Genomic DNA, 16,081 nt, shown 5'->3' with positions numbered 1-16,081 from the left:
CTCGCTCCGTTCCGGCTATTCAACGCCCCACGGGCGCAGTTCCTCCCGACGGCCATACAAGACGGCGATTGCTCTCCTGTAGGCGACCAGCCCCTCGAAAACCTGCGGCACGGTCAAAGGCCCCTGATCGAGGGCGATCAGGTCGCTCATCAGGCGATCGAGATAGACGAGCTCCTGATCCACGACCGCACCGACCAGAGTCAATCGCCTGGCTTTGGTGATGCGGTCGTCGCCGGTTCGGCGGCATCTGGTCGGCGATCGAGGCTGGCGGTCCATGCGATGCCTTGCGTTGCGTCATCAAACGCGCAGGAAAGATCGCAAGCCTGCGCTCCTGCCGGCGTGCGAAGACTCGTAGGAGCATCCGGAACGATAGAGAAGCGGAAAGTCGCAGGTGGGACTCCTGGCCATCAGGCAAGACCAAAGGCAGGTTGGTTCGATGGTTCATGCGGTTGAAAGCCGGTGGGGATGCAACGGGGCGCGCGCAGCGGGCGCCCCTTGCCAAGGGGCCCTGACATTCAGGGCATACCTTGCGCGTCAGCGGCGCGAAGCGATGCATGAAGGTTCTAGGCGGCGATCGGATCATACCGGTGTCATTTGACGGCGCGTGATCCTGCGGCGGGTCAGCAGCCGCTCTGCTTTCCTGCGGCGCGGCTGTTCAAGGTTTGAGTTCCTGCCACATCTTTTCCGCTTCCGGATAGGCTTTCGCCGTGACCGCATCGAAGATGGTTCTATTGCGTGTGTAGATCAGCATATCGGGCGCTGCCCGGTTCATATGATCGCGTATCCAGGGGTCACAATCAGGCTGGGCTACCAGTAGCGCGACGAGCTGGGCGTCTTGCATCACGATGGCGACGTGTAGAGCCGTGACGCCGGTCGCGGCATCCTGCGCGTTCACGCAGCCCGGATCGCTCTTCAGGCAGGCGATGGCACGGTCCAGATTTCCGGCCATTGCGCTATCGATCAGTTGTTGCCCGTTTTCGGTCTGATTATTGTTTTTCTCTTCATCCACAGAAATACATTACCAAGTATACAATATAATTTCAAAGTCGGCACAGATTTACTCAATAGTGCATTGATTGTGCTAGTTTTTCTTTGGATCTGGCAGAGAAATGACTTTGCCGGCAGCGCGGCCGTCGTCGAACACGCTGTCGCGCCAGGCTCGATCCACCTCTGGCGATGCGGCTTGCAGGATGATGTCGAATATCTCGTGGTTCGACGTATAGGTGAGCATGCTCGCGGCGGTCCGGCCAAAATTGTCCTCGATCGAGACCTTGCTACCAGGGTGCCCGGCGAGCAGGCGGACCATGCCGGTATTTTGCCGGAAAATGGCGATGTGCAGCGCAGTCAGACCCGCATAAGGGTCCTGCCTGTTAAGCTGCTCGGGATCGGCGGCAAGAATGGCGCGCGCCTCGTCGAGATCGTCCATGTAGGCGGCACGCAAGAGCGCGTGTGTCGCCAGACGGGACCCGTCCTGGGGCTCAAGGTGCGCCGGTCTTGGTGTAGGTTTTGGTTTGGGGGCGACGCTCATTCAAGTGCCCCGACGGCAAGCGGGTTATCGACGATCCGTGCGATCTCGTCGCGATTTTCGATATCGGGACGAATGAAATGGAGATCGCCATGCCGGAGAAAGTCTGGCGGCTTGCGATGATAGACCTGATCTCGCGTGAAGGTCATCTCGACCCGGTTCTTGACGTTCGGCAGCGGTGACAATTCGATCTGTGCCGTTCCCGCCAGATGATGGCCGAGGGCAATGGTTTCGGCGAACTCGGCGCGCAGATGGCGAAGGTCATCGTCGCTCAGCTTCTCCCAGTCGGCCCGCACTTCGTTGCGCACGTTTCCGCCCACGTTGATGGAAATGCTTCTGGGATTGGCCTCCTCAACGCGACCTTTTGGATGAATGAGGATCGAGTGGGACTTGCCCACCCGCGAAAGACATTCACGAAGGAATACCCGGACGCTGTTGCCGGACGCGATGCCGATTCCTTCGTAGACCATCTTGACGTCCAGCGGCGCGAAGCCTGGTGGAAAAAGCAGCGACATTGGAAACTCCGCCGCATGGTAGTAGCCGATCGGCATGGCGCGCAGCACCAGGATGCTGCGTTCGGAAACATACTGCTTGATGTCGAGCGCACGCTTGACCCGCACGTCTGGTGGAAAGGCATCAGGGTCAGCGAAGAAGCGCCGCAACACCGGCATCGGCAGGTAGGAGTTGCGATCGTCCGCAGGCGCACAGATGTATATCCCCGCGAACGCGTTGAAGACCTCCTGCTCCCAAGCTTCGAACGGATCGATCTGGGAGAAGTGGAAATAGAAGTCGCGTGACGCTTCCCCGACCACGCCGAAGATTGCTTCCGGCGTCAGCTTCTTGCGGAAATCCGGATCATGGAATTCGACGATCCACTCAACGATCGTGTTGATGTGGGCGTCGTTCAGTGAGTAGGCTCGAAGCCGGCCCAGATACTCCCGGTGGAACGGCTGGGAGGCCCATGCCGAAATGCGCTCGGCGATCTGGCTTAGCGACAGATTGGGGTGCGAGCGCACGAGGTCGCTCAGCTTCTGGATGATCCGCTGCAGGGCGTACACGTCATAGTCGCCCTTCAGCACCTTCTGCGGCATCGTTGTTACAACTCTGTCTCGGGACTTCGGGGAAGTCCGTGATTATTGAGCTAGGACCAGCCGGAAAAAGCGGTCCGTCACTCAGTGCGCAAGCTTTGTTCCTGGCCGGAAATCGTAACGGCTTTGTCAGGACGAACAAGACATGCGCAATGCAACCACACACTACACCGCCGACGACGTAGTCGCCCGCACGGGCTTCACGCTGAGCGCCGTGCTCTGGCTGGAGCACCTGGGCGTGTTTCCGTCTTCGGCCTGCCACCACTCGCACGGGCGCATCTGGATCGCCGCCGAAGTCGATGAGTGGACTCGATTCATCGATGAGCCGGGCGTGCGGGAATGGGTCGAGTCGCTCCTGCCGGGCTCCGATAGCGACGAGCCCACGATCAGATAGCACGCGGCCTATCGCCTTCGATCTGTGAGGAACCGACCATGTCCAAGCCCGACCCGGCCGCTGAGCGCGGTCCCATGCAATTGCCGCGCAAGCGGATACCGCCCTTCACCGAATGGGCGATTCCAGTGTGCGTGGTGTTTTCCGCCACGCTGCTGTTCCTGGCGTTGCCCAATATCATTTCGGGGCATGATCTGTGGAGCAACGCCAAGGCGCTGGTGCTGTCACTGAGCGCCGGCGTCGTCGCCTATGCGGTCAACCGCCTCGCTATCGAGCATGGCGCGCCCCAAGCCGCCAAAGGGTATCTCGGCGCCGCCATTGTCAGCATCGTTTCGATGCTGGCGGTCGGCGCGGGCCTCTTCACCGCGACCTATGCCGGCCTCGTCCTCAAGGACGTGGCCGTGCTGCAAATGCAGCGGCATGGCGCGGAGCTTGCTACCTTTATCGGCGATCGCACCCAGAGCGCGGCCGAAGCGGGCCGCGCCGCGTCCGCCCTGCGCTCGATCGTCGATGATCTCAGCGCCAAGCGCGATTGCGAGCAGCAAAGCTCCTGCGTGTCGGGCCGCGCGAGCGGCGGCCAGGGGCCGGTGTGGCGCGCCCTCGACGCGCTCGCCGGCCGCGCCCAGACCGTGGGCGATCAACTGACTGCCGGCGAGGCCGCGCGGGCGAGCGCGCTCGCGGCGCTCGATGCCGCCCTAGCCGACTATCAGCACATTCTCGCCGATGACGGAGAGGACATCTGGGCGCGCCGCGGCGAGCTTCAGCTCGTCGATGCGCGCATTCGCCAGCAGGCGGCGCAACTGTCCGAAGCCATGCCGCTCGCCTTGATCTCGGCCTATGCCGAGGAGGTGAAAGCCGGCGTCACCGTCGCCGACCGGCCCGAAGCCACCACGGCGCTCGCCGCCATCACGCAGAAGCAGGCGCAGGTGCTCGAGACGGTCGTCGGCTCGATCACGGCCACGGCCGGCGAGCCGCCGCCAGCCTTCCCGCCGCGCCCCGGCGTCGGCGACACGCTCGGCTTCATCGGGCATTTCATCCCGGTGGCCGCGATCGCCGCCGTGGTGGAGATCGTGTTCCCGAGCACCCTGTGGCTGTTCACCTATTGGGGCCTGCGCTGGGACATCTATCGCCGCGAGGCCGTCATCGCCGCCGCGCCGCCGCCGGCCGCCGAACCGCGCAGGGCGGCGCCGAAGCTCCGCGCCGCCGTTCCGGCGATCGAACAGCCGCGGCCGCGGCTCATCGCGCAGCGCAAGCCCGGCGACGGCGATGACGGGGCCAGCCTGGTCGCCGCTGGCCGCGGCAGGCTGGCCACCGTGCGCCGCAAGGCCCGTCGGCCGGACTGATCACCCTCTCACGCCCGAAAGGAGAATCCCATGTTTCCCGATCTCAACCTGGGCGGCATCCTGCCCAAGACGCTGGTGATCGCTGCCCTGGCCTATGGCAGCTTCGCCTACTTCCTCAGCGGCCCGTTCGTCGCCGAGCGCGTGGTGCGCGCCGATCATCTGCCGGCCTGCGCCGCCGCCGTCCGCACGCTGGCCGCCCAGGGCGGCGCGGCACGCATCGGGGCCCTGCCGCCACCGGCGGCGGAGACGACCCGTGAACGCGCGGCGGCACGATTGCGGGCGCTGCGCAACAGTCCGTTCATGCAAGGACTCAAGGAGCTGGGCGGCGACCTGAGCACCATGTTCGGCGTTGACGACATGATGGACCTGGCCATGGAGCAAGAGGCCGGGGACGTCGCCGCCGCCAAGCAGGCGTATCAGGACGCGCTGGGCCAGATCCGCGCCGAAACCGCAACCCGGCTGGCGGCAGCGGGCGATGTGTGCGGCTGCGCGGCAGATGCGGCGATCGCCGAGACGCGCACCGAATGGGCGATCTTCGCCGGCAGCTTTTCCCTCGTGCGCCCGGCCGCGCTGGATGGGTTTGACGCGCGGCTCCTGCGCCTCCAGCAGGCCGGTGCCTGCGCCGCGCCCGAGGGAGCGGCGTCATGAGTGGAACCATCTTCTTCCGCGGCGGCGGCTTCGAGGTCACCGACCGCGTGCTGCGCACCCGGCGCAAGACCTATCGGCTGGCGCAGATCGAATATGTGTCGGTCGAGCGCCCGCTGCTGATCGTCGTGCTGCCGCTGGCGGCCGCCGCCTTCGGCCTCGCCGCCGCCTTCTCCCGCTATCTCTATCCGGGCGAGATCGGGGCGCTCGTAGCGATCGGTGCGGCCGCGGCGCTCGCGGGGCTGTCGATCGGCACGCTGCAGGTCCATTCGCTGGCGCTGCGCGATCACGAGGTCGCCACGAGCCTCGGGCCGGTGCGGACACTGCGCCAGGTGCGCCGGGCGATCGAAGAGGCGATGTCCATCCGCGATGCGAGGGAGATGCGCGATGCCGAATGATACCGGCGTCCGCGACATCGCGGCGGTCAATCTCAATCTCTTCGGGGCGGCGCTGCTGGCCTGGACCGCCTGGCGGATATGGCCCGCCGAGGGCGAATGGTGGGGCATGGGGCTTATTTCCATCGTGCTCGGGGCTGGCGCGCTCGGCTCGCTGGTGAGGGCTGTGCGACTGATCCTTGCATCGTGGCAGCGGCGCAAAGCGCTGGCCGAGTTCGCAGCGCAAGGCGGCGCGCCGAAGTCGGCGCAGCTCGCGACGGAAGCCGATCTGCGGCGGGCGGGGATGATCCAATGACCCAGCGCATTCACAATGCCGGGCGCCGCATTCTCGGGCTGACCTTCGATGGCAAGCCGATCCTGGAGCCGGTCAATGCCGGGTCCTCGATCACCTTCGCGGCGGCCGGCGGCGGCAAGACGACCTGCGTGTCGATGGTGGCGCTGATGACGATGCTCGCCGACAGGAACCGCGCAATCTTCATCAACGATGCTAAGGACGGCGAGATCGCCGCGCAGATTGGCGCGATGTGCGTCAAACACGGCCGCAGATTTGGCATCGTGGATGAATTCGGCGTGCTGGGAGCGAACCATCCGCACCGTCTCTCGCTCAATGCGTTCGGGGCGGCGTCTGCCGCGGCGGCGGACGATCCCGACCAGTTGCCGTTCGTCCTCGACAACATCACGCACGCGCTGATCGATGAGCCGGCCGACGACGCCAAGAATCTTTATTGGCGCTCGTCGCCGCGCGACCTGATGGATTTCGGCCTGCGTGCCCTTCTCGAGCGCAATCCGCGCCTGTGCTTTCCGGGCGCGCTCCAGGCGCTGATCGCCGATCCCCGGACGTGGCAGATGGCGCTCGAGGACGGCAGCGAAAGCCTCGCCCCCAGCCTTAGCAACCCGGCACGTCAGATTCTGGACATGCAACGGGAAAACCCGGAGCACTATGCGCAGCACATACGCGCGGCCGTCAGCGCGCTGAAAATATTCGCCAGTGGCGCGCTGCAGGATGCCGGGCGCAATGCCAGCCTCACGCACACCGAGCTGATCCGGGACGGCTGGGTGGTGTGCTTCGTCAATCCGGCGCGCTTCACCGACCGGCTGGGGCCGTTCTTCGCCCTGCACTTTCTGGCACTGATGAACGCGCAACTGCGGCATGGGGCGGGCCGCGCCGAATACATCCTCGATGAGTTCTGCAACGCGCCGCTGCGCGATGCCCTGAACCGCGTCACCATCCAGCGCGCCTTCGGCGCCCGTTCGCACTTCATCGCGCAGAGCCGGCAGGACATCGTCCGCCGCTATGGCGAGAAGGAAACCGCGCTGCTGGAGGAGAACTGCACGACCAAGCAGTGGCTCTCCTTTTCTGTTTTCGAGGAAGCCGAGCGCGCGTCCCGCGCCATGGGCGAAGCGCTCAATGTCAGCTCCAGCCTCGGGCTGTCTTCGGACCGCAGCGCGTGGTCGCGGAATTTCTCGACGGGCCGCGACCGGCTGCTGAGCGCCGACGAGCTGATGCGGCTGCCGCCCGATCAGCAGCTCCTGCACGTTGCCGGCGTCGGCTTCATCCATTGCCGGAAAATCCGGCAGAACCAGATCGCACCTTATTGCCATGAGTTGGCCGACAATCCGCTCGAAGGCGTGCGGCTTGCGCCGGACCCCAAGGTCGTCATCGACAATGGAGGTGCCCCATGACGCGGCCCCACCTTATCCGCCCGGCCTATTTCCTGTGGGTGCCGGCGGCGCTCGGCCTCTACGCTGCCTATGCGGCCTTCGGCCTGCCGCATGTGCTGTTTTCTTACAGCTTCGATGTACCGGCAGGTGGCGACCCGTGGAGCTTCAAGGACCGCTGGTACACGCGCTGCACCTTCGTCGGTCCGTATGGGGTCTTCACGTCGTCTGCCGGTGATGGCCAGTGTTCTTGGGTTGTGTTTCACCGCGAGGGCGACGCGGGAGGCGGTCAATGAAGGGAATACCACGGCATGATGTCGCGCGGTTTGAGGCTGAAGCGCTCGATCAGTTCGAGCCGCGCCATGCCTTTCAGCACGTCAAGAACGGTGTTCGCGTCAATACTGCCGGAGGCGATCTGCCTGTCGCAGCACGCACGGGACTGACCGCAAAGCTCGAGGACGAACAGGTCGGCCTGCGTCCAGAAGTCTTCGTAGCCGAGCGTTTCCAGCCACTCTTCCACATCGTCACTGTCGTCGAACTGCATCATCGGACAAGCGTGACGGAATGCGGGCGTCGATTGCAAATTTGGGCCGGATTGCGAGGCAGATCATGAGCTTGCCGATAGATCAGGAACTGCGCCGCATCTTCGAGCTGGCGACGCTACGCCGCGAAGCCCAGACCATCCAGTCGCCGCGCCAGTGGCGGCGGGTGCAGGATTTGAAGGTTCGGTGCCAGGATGCGCGGGTCAAAGAGAAAGACCTTTACGCGGCCCGGTACGACAGCCGTGTCGAAGCCCGCCGGCGCCAGTTGATCGCCGAGGCCGGGGCGCAGCGCCGCGAGTTCAAGCCGTTCTGGGGCGGCGCCGATCGTTTCAATCCGGCGGACCTGCTGCGCCAGGCGCAACGCGATGTGCGGGACGCCCATGAGCGTCGCCTCATGGTGATCGATGAATACGAGCGCAGGCAGCTCAAGGAGGTTGTTGAGCGCTCGGCCGGCGAAAACCGGATGCGAGGCGTCGCCCGCTCCGCCTTTGCGCGCGCCGTGGACCGGCGAGTGCGCCCGTTCGAGAGGTAGGCAGTTATGGCAATCCCGCCCGCAGATCAGGCGGCCCACTCGCAAATAAGTCTTGCCAACGTAGGAATATTATTCCTATGTTCATGGTTTGTTCTAGCAAAAGGAGAAAAGCAATGGAACAGTCAAAGACCCAGAACTACCAAGATCAAGCCGCAGACGTGCGGGAGACTTACTCGGCGCGGTTGCTGAGCAATTCGCAGTTCGACGAAGCGGTGGCCATTACCAGCATCATCGAGCGCGAAATACTGCGCAGCGGCACGTTCAAGGAAAAGCTTGCCGACTACGCGCACGCCTTCGCCCGGACCGAGAAGTTCGACTCCGGCAAGGCGGAGACGATGATCCGCGACATCTTCCGCTCCCGTGTCGGCCAGTCGATGAACGATATGCGGGAAAAGCTGATGCAGCGCGAGGAAATGCTGACGCCGCAGCAGAAGAGTCTCGGCGTTCATTTCGCCAAGGCCACGGGTGAGATGATCGAAACCGGCGACAAGATCACCTTTTCGCGCGCCTTTGCCCATCAGGGCGAACTGCTCGGCCGCGAGCTGGGCATCACGGACGCCGGGGCCAAGCGGCTGATGAAGGAAGAGTTTCAGGCCGTGGAGGGCGCCGACTTCTACCAGTGGGGCAAGGACATTGAAGAGACGTTCTACCGCCCGCAGATCGAGGCCGAACGCCAGCGCGGTCAGGCGCGGCAGGCGGGCCGTGAGTCGGAGTCGAACGACGAGCCGTCGCGCGAGCCACAGCGCCGTCGTGAGGCTGCCCGTGGCGACGGCGACAGCCGCCGGCCGGGGCCGTCGAGCGCACGGATCCCGTCGCGCTCGCGCATGGAGCTGAGGCGCTGAGGGCTGGGCAATGAGTGAGGTCGATCTGACGAAGTACCGCCGCCATGTCGAGCACCTTGACCTCAGCGACCGCGAGAAGACCGAGCTTCTCGCGGCGCTGTGGCGGATCATGGAAAGCTTCGTCGATCGGGCCTTCGGCGATGATCCTGTACAACTGGCCCAACAGCAGATCGTGCAGCGCAGCGTGAGCGCTGCCAAGCTGCACGGGGCCGAGCGTCCGGCTGTCAAACGTGCGCGCGATGCCGGTCCCGTGCTAGACTCGGATACGACCGCCAGCCCGAGGAAAGCCCAAGCTGTCGCCGCCGTGTTCAAACGATCGAGCCGGGGCAAGAAAGAAGGAGATTCATGACGACCCCAACCAGACCAACCAAGGCCCTCATCTATTGCCGCGTGTCGAGTGCGAAGCAGGCGACGGACGGGCACGGACTCGAATCGCAGGAGGCGCGTTGCCGCCACCATGCCCAGTCGATCGGATGTGAGGTCGAGGCGGTTTTCCCCGACGATGTGTCGGGCGGCGGCGACTTCATGAAGCGGCCCGGCATGGTGGCGTTGCTGAGCTATCTCGATGCGCAGCGCGGCCGAAAGAACTATGTCGTCATCTTCGACGATCTGAAGCGCTTTGCTCGCGACACAGAATTCCACATCAAGCTGCGTCACGCCTTCAGGATGAGGGGCGCCAGCATCGAGTGCCCGAACTTCCGCTTCGAGGATACGCCCGAGGGCGAATTCATCGAGACGGTGCTGGCTGCGCAGGGCCAGCTTGAACGCAAGCAAAACAGCCGACAGGTCGTCCAGAAGATGACCGCGCGTGCCAGCGCGGGCTATTGGCTCTTCCTGCCTCCAGTGGGCTATCGATTTGCGGATGTCACGGGGCATGGGAGAATGCTGGTGCGCGACGAACCCGTCGCGTCGGTCGTCGCCGAGGCTCTTAATGGTTATGCGTCGGGTCGGCTCCAGACGCTGACCGAAGTGCAGCGCTTTCTTCAGGCGCAACCGGCCTACCCAAAAGCGCGGAACGGCGAGGTCCACATGTCGCACATCGCGCAGTTGCTGACACGCCAGCTCTATGCCGGATACTTCAGCATCGAATCATGGGGCTTGCATCTTGTGCGCGGTCAGCACGAAGCCCTCATCACGCTGGAGACGCACGAGGCGATTCTCGCTCGGCGCCAAGGGGTGAGAAACGCGCCCGCCCGCAAGGATTTGAGCGCCGACTTTCCGCTACGCAACTTCGTCGTCTGCGGCTGCTGCGGTGAACCTCTTACGGCCTGCTGGTCGAAGGGCCGGTCGAAGCGTTACCCATATTATCTCTGCGATACCCGCGGATGCGGCGAGTACCGCAAGTCAGTGCGCAAGGAAAAACTCGAAGGTGAGTTCGACGTGATGCTGGCAAGTTTGCAGCCGACTGCAACACTCTTCCACGCGGCCTTCGCGATGATCCGCGAGTTGTGGGAGATGAAGCTGGGAAACATCCAGCAGAGGCGTACGCTTTGGGAACAGGAGCTACGCCAGTTGAACGGCCAGGTCGAACAACTGCTGGACCGAGCCGTGGAGGCCACCAGCTCGCAACTCGCCGCGGCCTATGAAAGGCGCATCCATGACCTGGAATTGCGCAAGGCAGTCTTGAACGAAAAAATCGCGACCACGACGCAGACGGGACCGTCCTTCGGCCGGACTTATCGAACCGCTTTCGAGTTCCTGGCAAACCCTTGCCGTCTATGGCGTTCCGAGCGCGTCGAGGATCGCCGGGCGGTGCTGAAGCTCGTTTGGGGTCAGCGTCTGGCCTATGACCGGAAGACCGGCTATCGAACCGCTGAAACCGCCTTACCGTTCAAGGTCTTAGAGACCTTGAGGGTGCTGTGCGAAAGAGTGGTGGAGCCAATCGGAATCGAACCGACGACCTTCTGAATGCCATTCAGACGCTCTCCCAACTGAGCTATGGCCCCATTCCTTGGGATGGCTCGGCGGGCGGACCTGCCGAAGCGCGGGTGTTCTCTAGTCGAGCGTTTCCGAGGACGCAAGCACCAAATCCGGGCGCGTCGCTGCGACGCGCGCCGGACGCGGGGATCAGCGCTCGTCGCCGCCCTCGACGTCGAAATCGAGGTTCTCGTCCTCTTCCTCGTCTTCCTCGAGGAAAGCGTCCTCGTCGTCGTCGCCGATGTCCTCGACATCCTCGACGTCCTCGACATCGGGGATTTCCTCGTCGCCGGACTCGCCGGCCTCTTCGGCATCGGCGTCCTCGAGCGAGATGACCTCGGGCTCGTCGGGCGCCTTGGTCACGTCCTCGACCTCGACGTCCTCTTCGTCCTCCTGCTCCTCGTCGCGCTCGTTCGCCTTGCGCGAGGCGAGGGTCTGCTCGAAATAGGAGCGCGGATAGGATTTGCCTGTGTAGGGCGAGACGATCGGATCCTTGTTGAGATCGTAGAACTTCTTGCCGGTCTCGGGGTCTTCGCGCTTTGTACCGCGTGGGTCTTGGGCCAAGGCAGCTTCCCTATGAGTTGAAACGCGGGGCCTCCGCTGGGTTCGCTCGGTTAGGGGCAAACGATTTGCCTGTCAAACGCAAAAAACGCGGCAAATCCCAGCCGTGCATCCGCCTCATTTGCGCCGCGCCTCGCCACGATGCTGGCGCACCGCCTCCCGGTGCAGTTGCGTGATGAACAAAGCGTCGATTCCGTCCCTGCCGCTCAGCGCCGAGCGGTCGCCGTGGCTGCGCGGGCCGATGCGGCTGCCCGGCGAGCCGCTGCTGTCGGCGCTGGCGCTGATCCTGGCGGCGATGGCGCGCGGCGAAAGCGTGCTCGACACCGTGAGCCCGGCCCCCGAACTGGCCGCGACAGCCGAGGTGCTGCGGGCGCTGGGCGCCTACGTCGCGCCGGCGGGGCCGCGCTGGCACGTGCAGGGGCTCGGGGTGGGCGGGCTGCTCACCCCCGCCGGGCCGCTGCCGCTGGCCGAAACCGGCGCCGCGGCGCCGCTGCTCATCGGCCTCATCGCCGGGCACGACATGGAGGTGGTGCTCGACGGGCCCCCGGCCGATCCGGTGAGCGAGGCGCTGCTCGGCTTTCTCGGCCGCAATGGCTGCCGCATCGCGCGCGACGGAGGGCAGATGCGGCTCTGCGGCCCGCGCTTCGGCGTGCCGCTCGACCTGGCGCTGCCGGCCGAGGCGGCGGGGCTGGTGGCGCCGCTGCTGCTCAACGCGCTGGTGACCGTGGGCCGCTCGCGCCTCACGCTGCCGGCCGGCAGCCACGATCCGGCGATCGATCTGCTCGCCGCCTTCGGGGCGCGGCTCGGCGCCGAGGAGGACGCGGCGGGGCTGCGCCTCGGGCTCGAGGGCCTGGCGCCGCTGCGGGCCCAGGCGCTGACGGTGCCGGGCGATCCGCACCTCGCCGTCTATCCGGCGGTGGCGGCGCTGATCGCCCCCGATTCCGAGCTCACCCTAAGCGGCGTGGCGCTGACGGCGCGCGGGCTCGCGCTGTTCGATGCGCTGGCGCTGATGGGCGGCGACATCGCCATCGGCGCGGCGCAGAAGGGCGGCGCCGACATCGTGGTGCGGCATGGCGGGCTGCAGGGGGCGGTGATTCCGGCCGAACTCGGCATCGCGGCCGAGGATTTCCCCATCCTCTGCGTCGCGGCCGCCTTCGCCGCCGGCGACACCCGCTTCGAGGGGCTGGGCGAGGGGGTGCGGCGGCTGGCGCTCACCCGCGCGCTCAGGGCCAATGGCGTCGACTGCATCGAGCAGCAGGGGGGCCTTTTGGTGCGCGGCAGCAAGCGGGTGCCGGGCGGGGGAAACGTGGCGCCGCGGCTTGACCCCAAACTGGCGATGGCGTTCCTCGTGCTGGGGATGGCCGCCGACCGCGCGGTCAGCATCGAGGACGGAACCGTGATGGCCGAGCTGTTTCCCGATTTCGTGACCGCCTTCGAGCATGTCGGGGCGAGCTTTTCGAGCGCCCCGGCCGCCGGCGGTCCGGCGGCATGATCATCGCCGTCGACGGCCCGGCGGCGTCGGGCAAGGGCACGCTGGCGCTGGGGCTGGCGCGGCACTACCGGCTGCCGCATCTCGATACCGGGCTGCTCTACCGCGCCGTCGGCCTCGCGGCGGCCGAGGCGGTGGACACGCCGGAGTTCGAGGCGCGGGCGATCGCGGCGGCGCAGGCGCTCGATCCGGCGCATCTCAGCGACCGCGACAGCCTCACCAGCGCCGCGGCCGGGCCGCTCGCCAGCAAGGTGGCGGTGATCGGCCCGGTGCGCGCGGCGCTCTACGATTTCCAGCGCAAATTCGCGCTGCAGCCGGGCGGCGCCGTGCTCGACGGGCGCGACATCGGCACGGTGATCGCCCCCGATGCCGACGTGAAGCTGTTCATCGAGGCCGATTCCAAGGCGCGCATGGAGCGCCGGGCGCGCCAGCTCGAAGCGCGCGGCCAGGCGGTTGACCGCTACGGCCTCTATCACCAGATAGAGGAGCGGGATGCGCGCGACCGCGCCAACCCGCATGGCGGCTTCTATCCGGCGCCCGATGCCCACTTGCTGGACACCACGCGATTGGATATAGACGCCGCACTCCGCGCAGCCGTCGCCATTGTCGACGGGGTTCTGGCCGGAAAGGCGAAGCGTTCGACCACTCCGAACGGCTTCTAATCCAACCTTTCCCGCAACGCCCCTTCGTCATCGACCAAGGACCGGCCGCGGCATTTCAATCAAATCGCTGGCTCGCGCTTTCGCGCACCGGGTCGCTTTTGCTTTGGCAGAGCGACGAAGCCGGGCCGGCTCAACACCAGCTACCGGGCGCGATTGGAGAGATATTTGGCTACGCAAGCTGCAGTGAAAGACGATTTCGAGTCCATGCTGATGGACTCCTTCCTCGACAACGAGCCGATGGAAGGCGCCGTCGTCAAGGGAACGGTGGTCGCGATCGAAAAGGATCTGGCGATCATCGACGTCGGTTTGAAGACCGAGGGCCGCATCGCCCTCAAGGAATTCGGCCAGGCCGGCCGTGACGGAACCATCAAGGTCGGGTCCGAGGTCGAAGTGTATGTCGATCGCGTCGAGAACGCGATGGGCGAGGCGGTGCTGAGCCGCGAGAAGGCCCGCCGCGAAGAGAGCTGGGTCAAGCTCGAAGAGATGTACAACGCCAACCAGCGCGTCGAAGGCATCATCTTCAACCAGGTCAAGGGCGGCTTCACCGTCGATCTCGAAGGCGCCGTGGCGTTCCTGCCGCGCTCGCAGGTGGACATCCGCCCGATCCGCGACATCGGCCCGCTGATGAACGTGCCGCAGCCGTTCCAGATCCTGAAGATGGACAAGCGCCGCGGCAACATCGTCGTGTCGCGCCGCGCCATCCTCGAGGAATCGCGCGCCGAGCAGCGCTCGGAGATCGTGCAGCAGCTCGAGGAAGGCCAGATCGTCGACGGCGTGGTCAAGAACATCACCGATTACGGTGCGTTCGTCGATTTGGGCGGCATCGACGGCCTGCTGCACGTCACCGACATCGCCTGGCGGCGCGTCAACCATCCGTCGGAAGTGCTGTCGATCGGCGAGACCATCAAGGTCCAGATCATCCGCATCAACCACGAGAGCCACCGCATCAGCCTGGGCATGAAGCAGCTCCAGGCCGACCCGTGGGAAGGCATCGAGGCCAAGTATCCGGTGGGCGCCAAGTTCACCGGCCGGGTGACCAACATCACCGACTACGGTGCGTTCGTCGAGCTCGAGCCGGGCATCGAAGGGCTGATCCACGTCTCCGAGATGAGCTGGACCAAGAAGAACGTCCACCCCGGCAAGATCGTCTCCACCTCGCAGGAGGTTGAGGTGATGGTGCTCGAGGTCGATCCCGACAAGCGCCGCATCTCGCTGGGCCTGAAGCAGACGCTGCAGAACCCGTGGGAGAGCTTCGCCGAGAAGTTCCCGATCGGCTCGACCATCGAGGGCGAGGTCAAGAACAAGACCGAGTTCGGCCTGTTCGTCGGCCTCGACGGCGACGTGGACGGCATGGTCCACCTCTCCGATCTCGACTGGACCAAGCCGGGCGAACTGGCGCTCGACGAGTACAACCGCGGCGATATCGTCAAGGCCAAGGTGCTCGACGTCGATGTCGACAAGGAGCGTATCTCGCTCGGCATCAAGCAGCTGGGCACCGGCGACGAGAAGGACGCCTCGGGCGAGGGCCTGCGCAAGGGCTCGGTGGTCACCGGCACGGTGACCGAGGTCAACGATGGCGGCATCGAGGTCAAGATCGCCGACAGCGAGATGACCGCGTTCATCCGCCGCGCCGACCTCAGCCGCGACCGCAACGACCAGCGCCCCGAGCGCTTCGCCAAGGGCGACAAGGTCGATGCCCGCGTCACCCAGTACGACCGCAAGACCGGCAAGATCGCCCTCTCCATCAAGGCGCTGGAAATCGCCGAGGAGAAGGAAGCGGTGGCGCAGTACGGCTCGTCGGATTCGGGCGCCTCGCTCGGCGACATCCTGGGCGCCGCGCTCAAGGACCGCGAGAAGAAGTGAGGCGCAGCGCCCGCCCCGCCTGAGGCGGGGATCGGGCGCCGTCATCACTGCGCAGTTGCGTAATCGAGGCCCGCGCGCTAGCCGTGCGGGCCTTCGTCGTTTGGGGCCGACCGATGCCGATGAAAATTCCGGGCGTGGCCTGGCGCTCGCTCACCGGGTACGACATGCCGGCGGTCGAGCAGATCGCCGCGAGCGTGCATCCGGCGTTCTTCGAGAGCGTCGAGGTGCTGGCCGAGCGGCAGCGCATCTATTTCCACGGCACCTATCTGCTCGAGGTCAACGAGCGGCCGGCGGGCTACGTGCTGAGCCACCCCTGGCGGCTGGGCGACCTGCCGCCGCTCAACAGCCTTTTGGGCGAGCTGCCGGCGGACGCCGACACCTACTACATCCACGATCTGGCGCTGCTGCCCGTGGCCCGCCGCATCGGCGCGGCGAGCTTCATCGTCGACGCGCTGGCCAAGCACGCCCGCGCCCACGGCTTCGCCACGATGAGCCTCGTCGCCGTCAATGGCAGCCAGGGGTTCTGGCGGCGCCACGAGTTCGAGGCGGCCGACGCCCCGCACCTCGCCGAAAAGCTCAGGAGCTACGAAGACGCCGCCCAATTGATGGTGCGCCGGCTGTAGCTGC

Annotated in this window: 21 protein-coding genes and 1 tRNA gene; 15 read left to right on the top strand and 7 right to left on the bottom strand. The window is 65.5% G+C overall.

All coding sequences use genetic code 11. From position 1 onward, the window contains the following. Window positions 1-15: 15 nt before the first annotated feature. The 4 genes from BGO82_RS18710 to BGO82_RS18695 form a co-directional block, all read right to left on the bottom strand. Entirely contained in the window at window positions 16-276 is a 261-nt protein-coding gene (locus BGO82_RS18710; protein WP_291307142.1) for a hypothetical protein, read from the bottom strand. A gap of 379 nt (window positions 277-655) precedes the next feature. Then, window positions 656-1,009 (bottom strand): hypothetical protein, encoded by a 354-nt coding sequence (locus BGO82_RS18705; RefSeq protein ID WP_291307141.1) that lies wholly within the window; start codon window positions 1,007-1,009, stop codon window positions 656-658. A 72-nt stretch (window positions 1,010-1,081) separates the two neighbouring features. Continuing rightward, window positions 1,082-1,528 carry an ankyrin repeat domain-containing protein gene (locus BGO82_RS18700; RefSeq protein ID WP_291307140.1) on the bottom strand — a complete coding sequence of 149 codons (447 nt, stop codon included), beginning with the start codon at window positions 1,526-1,528 and terminating at the stop codon, window positions 1,082-1,084. Further along, window positions 1,525-2,616, bottom strand: a complete 1,092-nt coding sequence (locus BGO82_RS18695; protein WP_291307139.1) for a hypothetical protein — start codon at window positions 2,614-2,616, stop codon at window positions 1,525-1,527. Before BGO82_RS18695 ends, BGO82_RS18700 begins: the two co-directional genes overlap by 4 nt. 142 nt (window positions 2,617-2,758) lie before the next feature. Between BGO82_RS18695 and BGO82_RS18690 the strand changes: the two genes are divergently transcribed. From BGO82_RS18690 to BGO82_RS18660, 7 genes are read left to right on the top strand one after another with little or no spacing between them, the layout of a single operon-like run. Further along, on the top strand, window positions 2,759-3,007 hold the full coding sequence (locus BGO82_RS18690; protein WP_291307138.1) for a hypothetical protein: 249 nt from the start codon (window positions 2,759-2,761) through the stop codon (window positions 3,005-3,007). A gap of 38 nt (window positions 3,008-3,045) precedes the next feature. After that, complete coding sequence (locus BGO82_RS18685) at window positions 3,046-4,347, top strand: hypothetical protein (RefSeq protein ID WP_291307137.1); 1,302 nt, start codon at window positions 3,046-3,048, stop codon at window positions 4,345-4,347. Between the two features lie 30 nt (window positions 4,348-4,377). Further along, window positions 4,378-4,995 carry a hypothetical protein gene (locus BGO82_RS18680; protein ID WP_291307136.1) on the top strand — a complete coding sequence of 206 codons (618 nt, stop codon included), beginning with the start codon at window positions 4,378-4,380 and terminating at the stop codon, window positions 4,993-4,995. Further along, window positions 4,992-5,390 carry a hypothetical protein gene (locus tag BGO82_RS18675; protein WP_291307135.1) on the top strand — a complete coding sequence of 133 codons (399 nt, stop codon included), beginning with the start codon at window positions 4,992-4,994 and terminating at the stop codon, window positions 5,388-5,390. The genes BGO82_RS18680 and BGO82_RS18675 overlap by 4 nt, the downstream gene beginning before the upstream one ends. Further along, entirely contained in the window at window positions 5,380-5,682 is a 303-nt protein-coding gene (locus BGO82_RS18670; RefSeq protein WP_291307134.1) for a hypothetical protein, read from the top strand. Before BGO82_RS18675 ends, BGO82_RS18670 begins: the two co-directional genes overlap by 11 nt. Then, window positions 5,679-7,070, top strand: coding sequence for a TraM recognition domain-containing protein (locus BGO82_RS18665; protein ID WP_291307133.1), 1,392 nt, complete (start codon window positions 5,679-5,681; stop codon window positions 7,068-7,070). Before BGO82_RS18670 ends, BGO82_RS18665 begins: the two co-directional genes overlap by 4 nt. After that, a complete protein-coding gene (locus BGO82_RS18660) occupies window positions 7,067-7,342 on the top strand; it encodes a hypothetical protein (protein WP_291307132.1) in 276 nt (91 codons plus the stop codon). Before BGO82_RS18665 ends, BGO82_RS18660 begins: the two co-directional genes overlap by 4 nt. On the opposite strand, the gene BGO82_RS18655 is transcribed toward BGO82_RS18660, so the two are convergent. Further along, window positions 7,336-7,593 (bottom strand): hypothetical protein, encoded by a 258-nt coding sequence (locus tag BGO82_RS18655; RefSeq protein ID WP_291307131.1) that lies wholly within the window; start codon window positions 7,591-7,593, stop codon window positions 7,336-7,338. The genes BGO82_RS18660 and BGO82_RS18655 overlap by 7 nt on opposite strands. A 62-nt stretch (window positions 7,594-7,655) precedes the next feature. Here BGO82_RS18655 and BGO82_RS18650 point away from each other — a divergent pair, with 62 nt between their 5' ends. The 4 genes from BGO82_RS18650 to BGO82_RS21095 all read left to right on the top strand — a co-directional run bounded on the left by BGO82_RS18650 (window position 7,656) and on the right by BGO82_RS21095 (window position 10,870). Next, window positions 7,656-8,120: a hypothetical protein gene (locus tag BGO82_RS18650; protein WP_291307130.1), complete on the top strand. Its 465-nt coding sequence runs from the start codon at window positions 7,656-7,658 to the stop codon at window positions 8,118-8,120. A gap of 113 nt (window positions 8,121-8,233) precedes the next feature. After that, a complete protein-coding gene (locus BGO82_RS18645) occupies window positions 8,234-8,962 on the top strand; it encodes a hypothetical protein (RefSeq protein ID WP_291307129.1) in 729 nt (242 codons plus the stop codon). Between the two features lie 10 nt (window positions 8,963-8,972). Beyond that, complete coding sequence (locus tag BGO82_RS18640) at window positions 8,973-9,311, top strand: hypothetical protein (protein WP_291307128.1); 339 nt, start codon at window positions 8,973-8,975, stop codon at window positions 9,309-9,311. Then, window positions 9,308-10,870 carry a recombinase family protein gene (locus BGO82_RS21095; RefSeq protein WP_366246985.1) on the top strand — a complete coding sequence of 521 codons (1,563 nt, stop codon included), beginning with the start codon at window positions 9,308-9,310 and terminating at the stop codon, window positions 10,868-10,870. The genes BGO82_RS18640 and BGO82_RS21095 overlap by 4 nt, the downstream gene beginning before the upstream one ends. On the opposite strand, the gene BGO82_RS18635 is transcribed toward BGO82_RS21095, so the two are convergent. Then, window positions 10,833-10,908, bottom strand: a tRNA-Ala gene (locus BGO82_RS18635). The two genes, BGO82_RS21095 and BGO82_RS18635, sit on opposite strands and share 38 nt — an antisense overlap. 121 nt (window positions 10,909-11,029) lie before the next feature. Beyond that, complete coding sequence (locus BGO82_RS18630; protein WP_291307127.1) at window positions 11,030-11,443, bottom strand: TIGR02300 family protein; 414 nt, start codon at window positions 11,441-11,443, stop codon at window positions 11,030-11,032. Window positions 11,444-11,615: 172 nt separating this feature from the next. On the opposite strand from BGO82_RS18630, the gene BGO82_RS18625 reads away from it, so the two are divergent. The 4 genes from BGO82_RS18625 to BGO82_RS18610 all read left to right on the top strand — a co-directional run bounded on the left by BGO82_RS18625 (window position 11,616) and on the right by BGO82_RS18610 (window position 16,077). Further along, complete coding sequence (locus BGO82_RS18625; RefSeq protein ID WP_291307126.1) at window positions 11,616-12,932, top strand: hypothetical protein; 1,317 nt, start codon at window positions 11,616-11,618, stop codon at window positions 12,930-12,932. Further along, window positions 12,929-13,591, top strand: coding sequence for a (d)CMP kinase (locus BGO82_RS18620; RefSeq protein WP_291307125.1), 663 nt, complete (start codon window positions 12,929-12,931; stop codon window positions 13,589-13,591). The genes BGO82_RS18625 and BGO82_RS18620 overlap by 4 nt, the downstream gene beginning before the upstream one ends. Before the next feature lie 165 nt (window positions 13,592-13,756). Next, window positions 13,757-15,454 (top strand): 30S ribosomal protein S1, encoded by a 1,698-nt coding sequence (rpsA, locus tag BGO82_RS18615; RefSeq protein ID WP_291307124.1) that lies wholly within the window; start codon window positions 13,757-13,759, stop codon window positions 15,452-15,454. A gap of 113 nt (window positions 15,455-15,567) precedes the next feature. Continuing rightward, window positions 15,568-16,077, top strand: a complete 510-nt coding sequence (locus BGO82_RS18610; RefSeq protein WP_291307123.1) for a GNAT family N-acetyltransferase — start codon at window positions 15,568-15,570, stop codon at window positions 16,075-16,077. Window positions 16,078-16,081 lie beyond the last annotated feature (4 nt).

The organism is Devosia sp. 67-54, from assembly GCF_001899075.1.
Classification (GTDB): domain Bacteria; phylum Pseudomonadota; class Alphaproteobacteria; order Rhizobiales; family Devosiaceae; genus Devosia_A.
The sequence above is the reverse complement of the archived record's forward strand: the minus strand, read 5'-3'. Positions and strand labels throughout refer to the sequence as shown.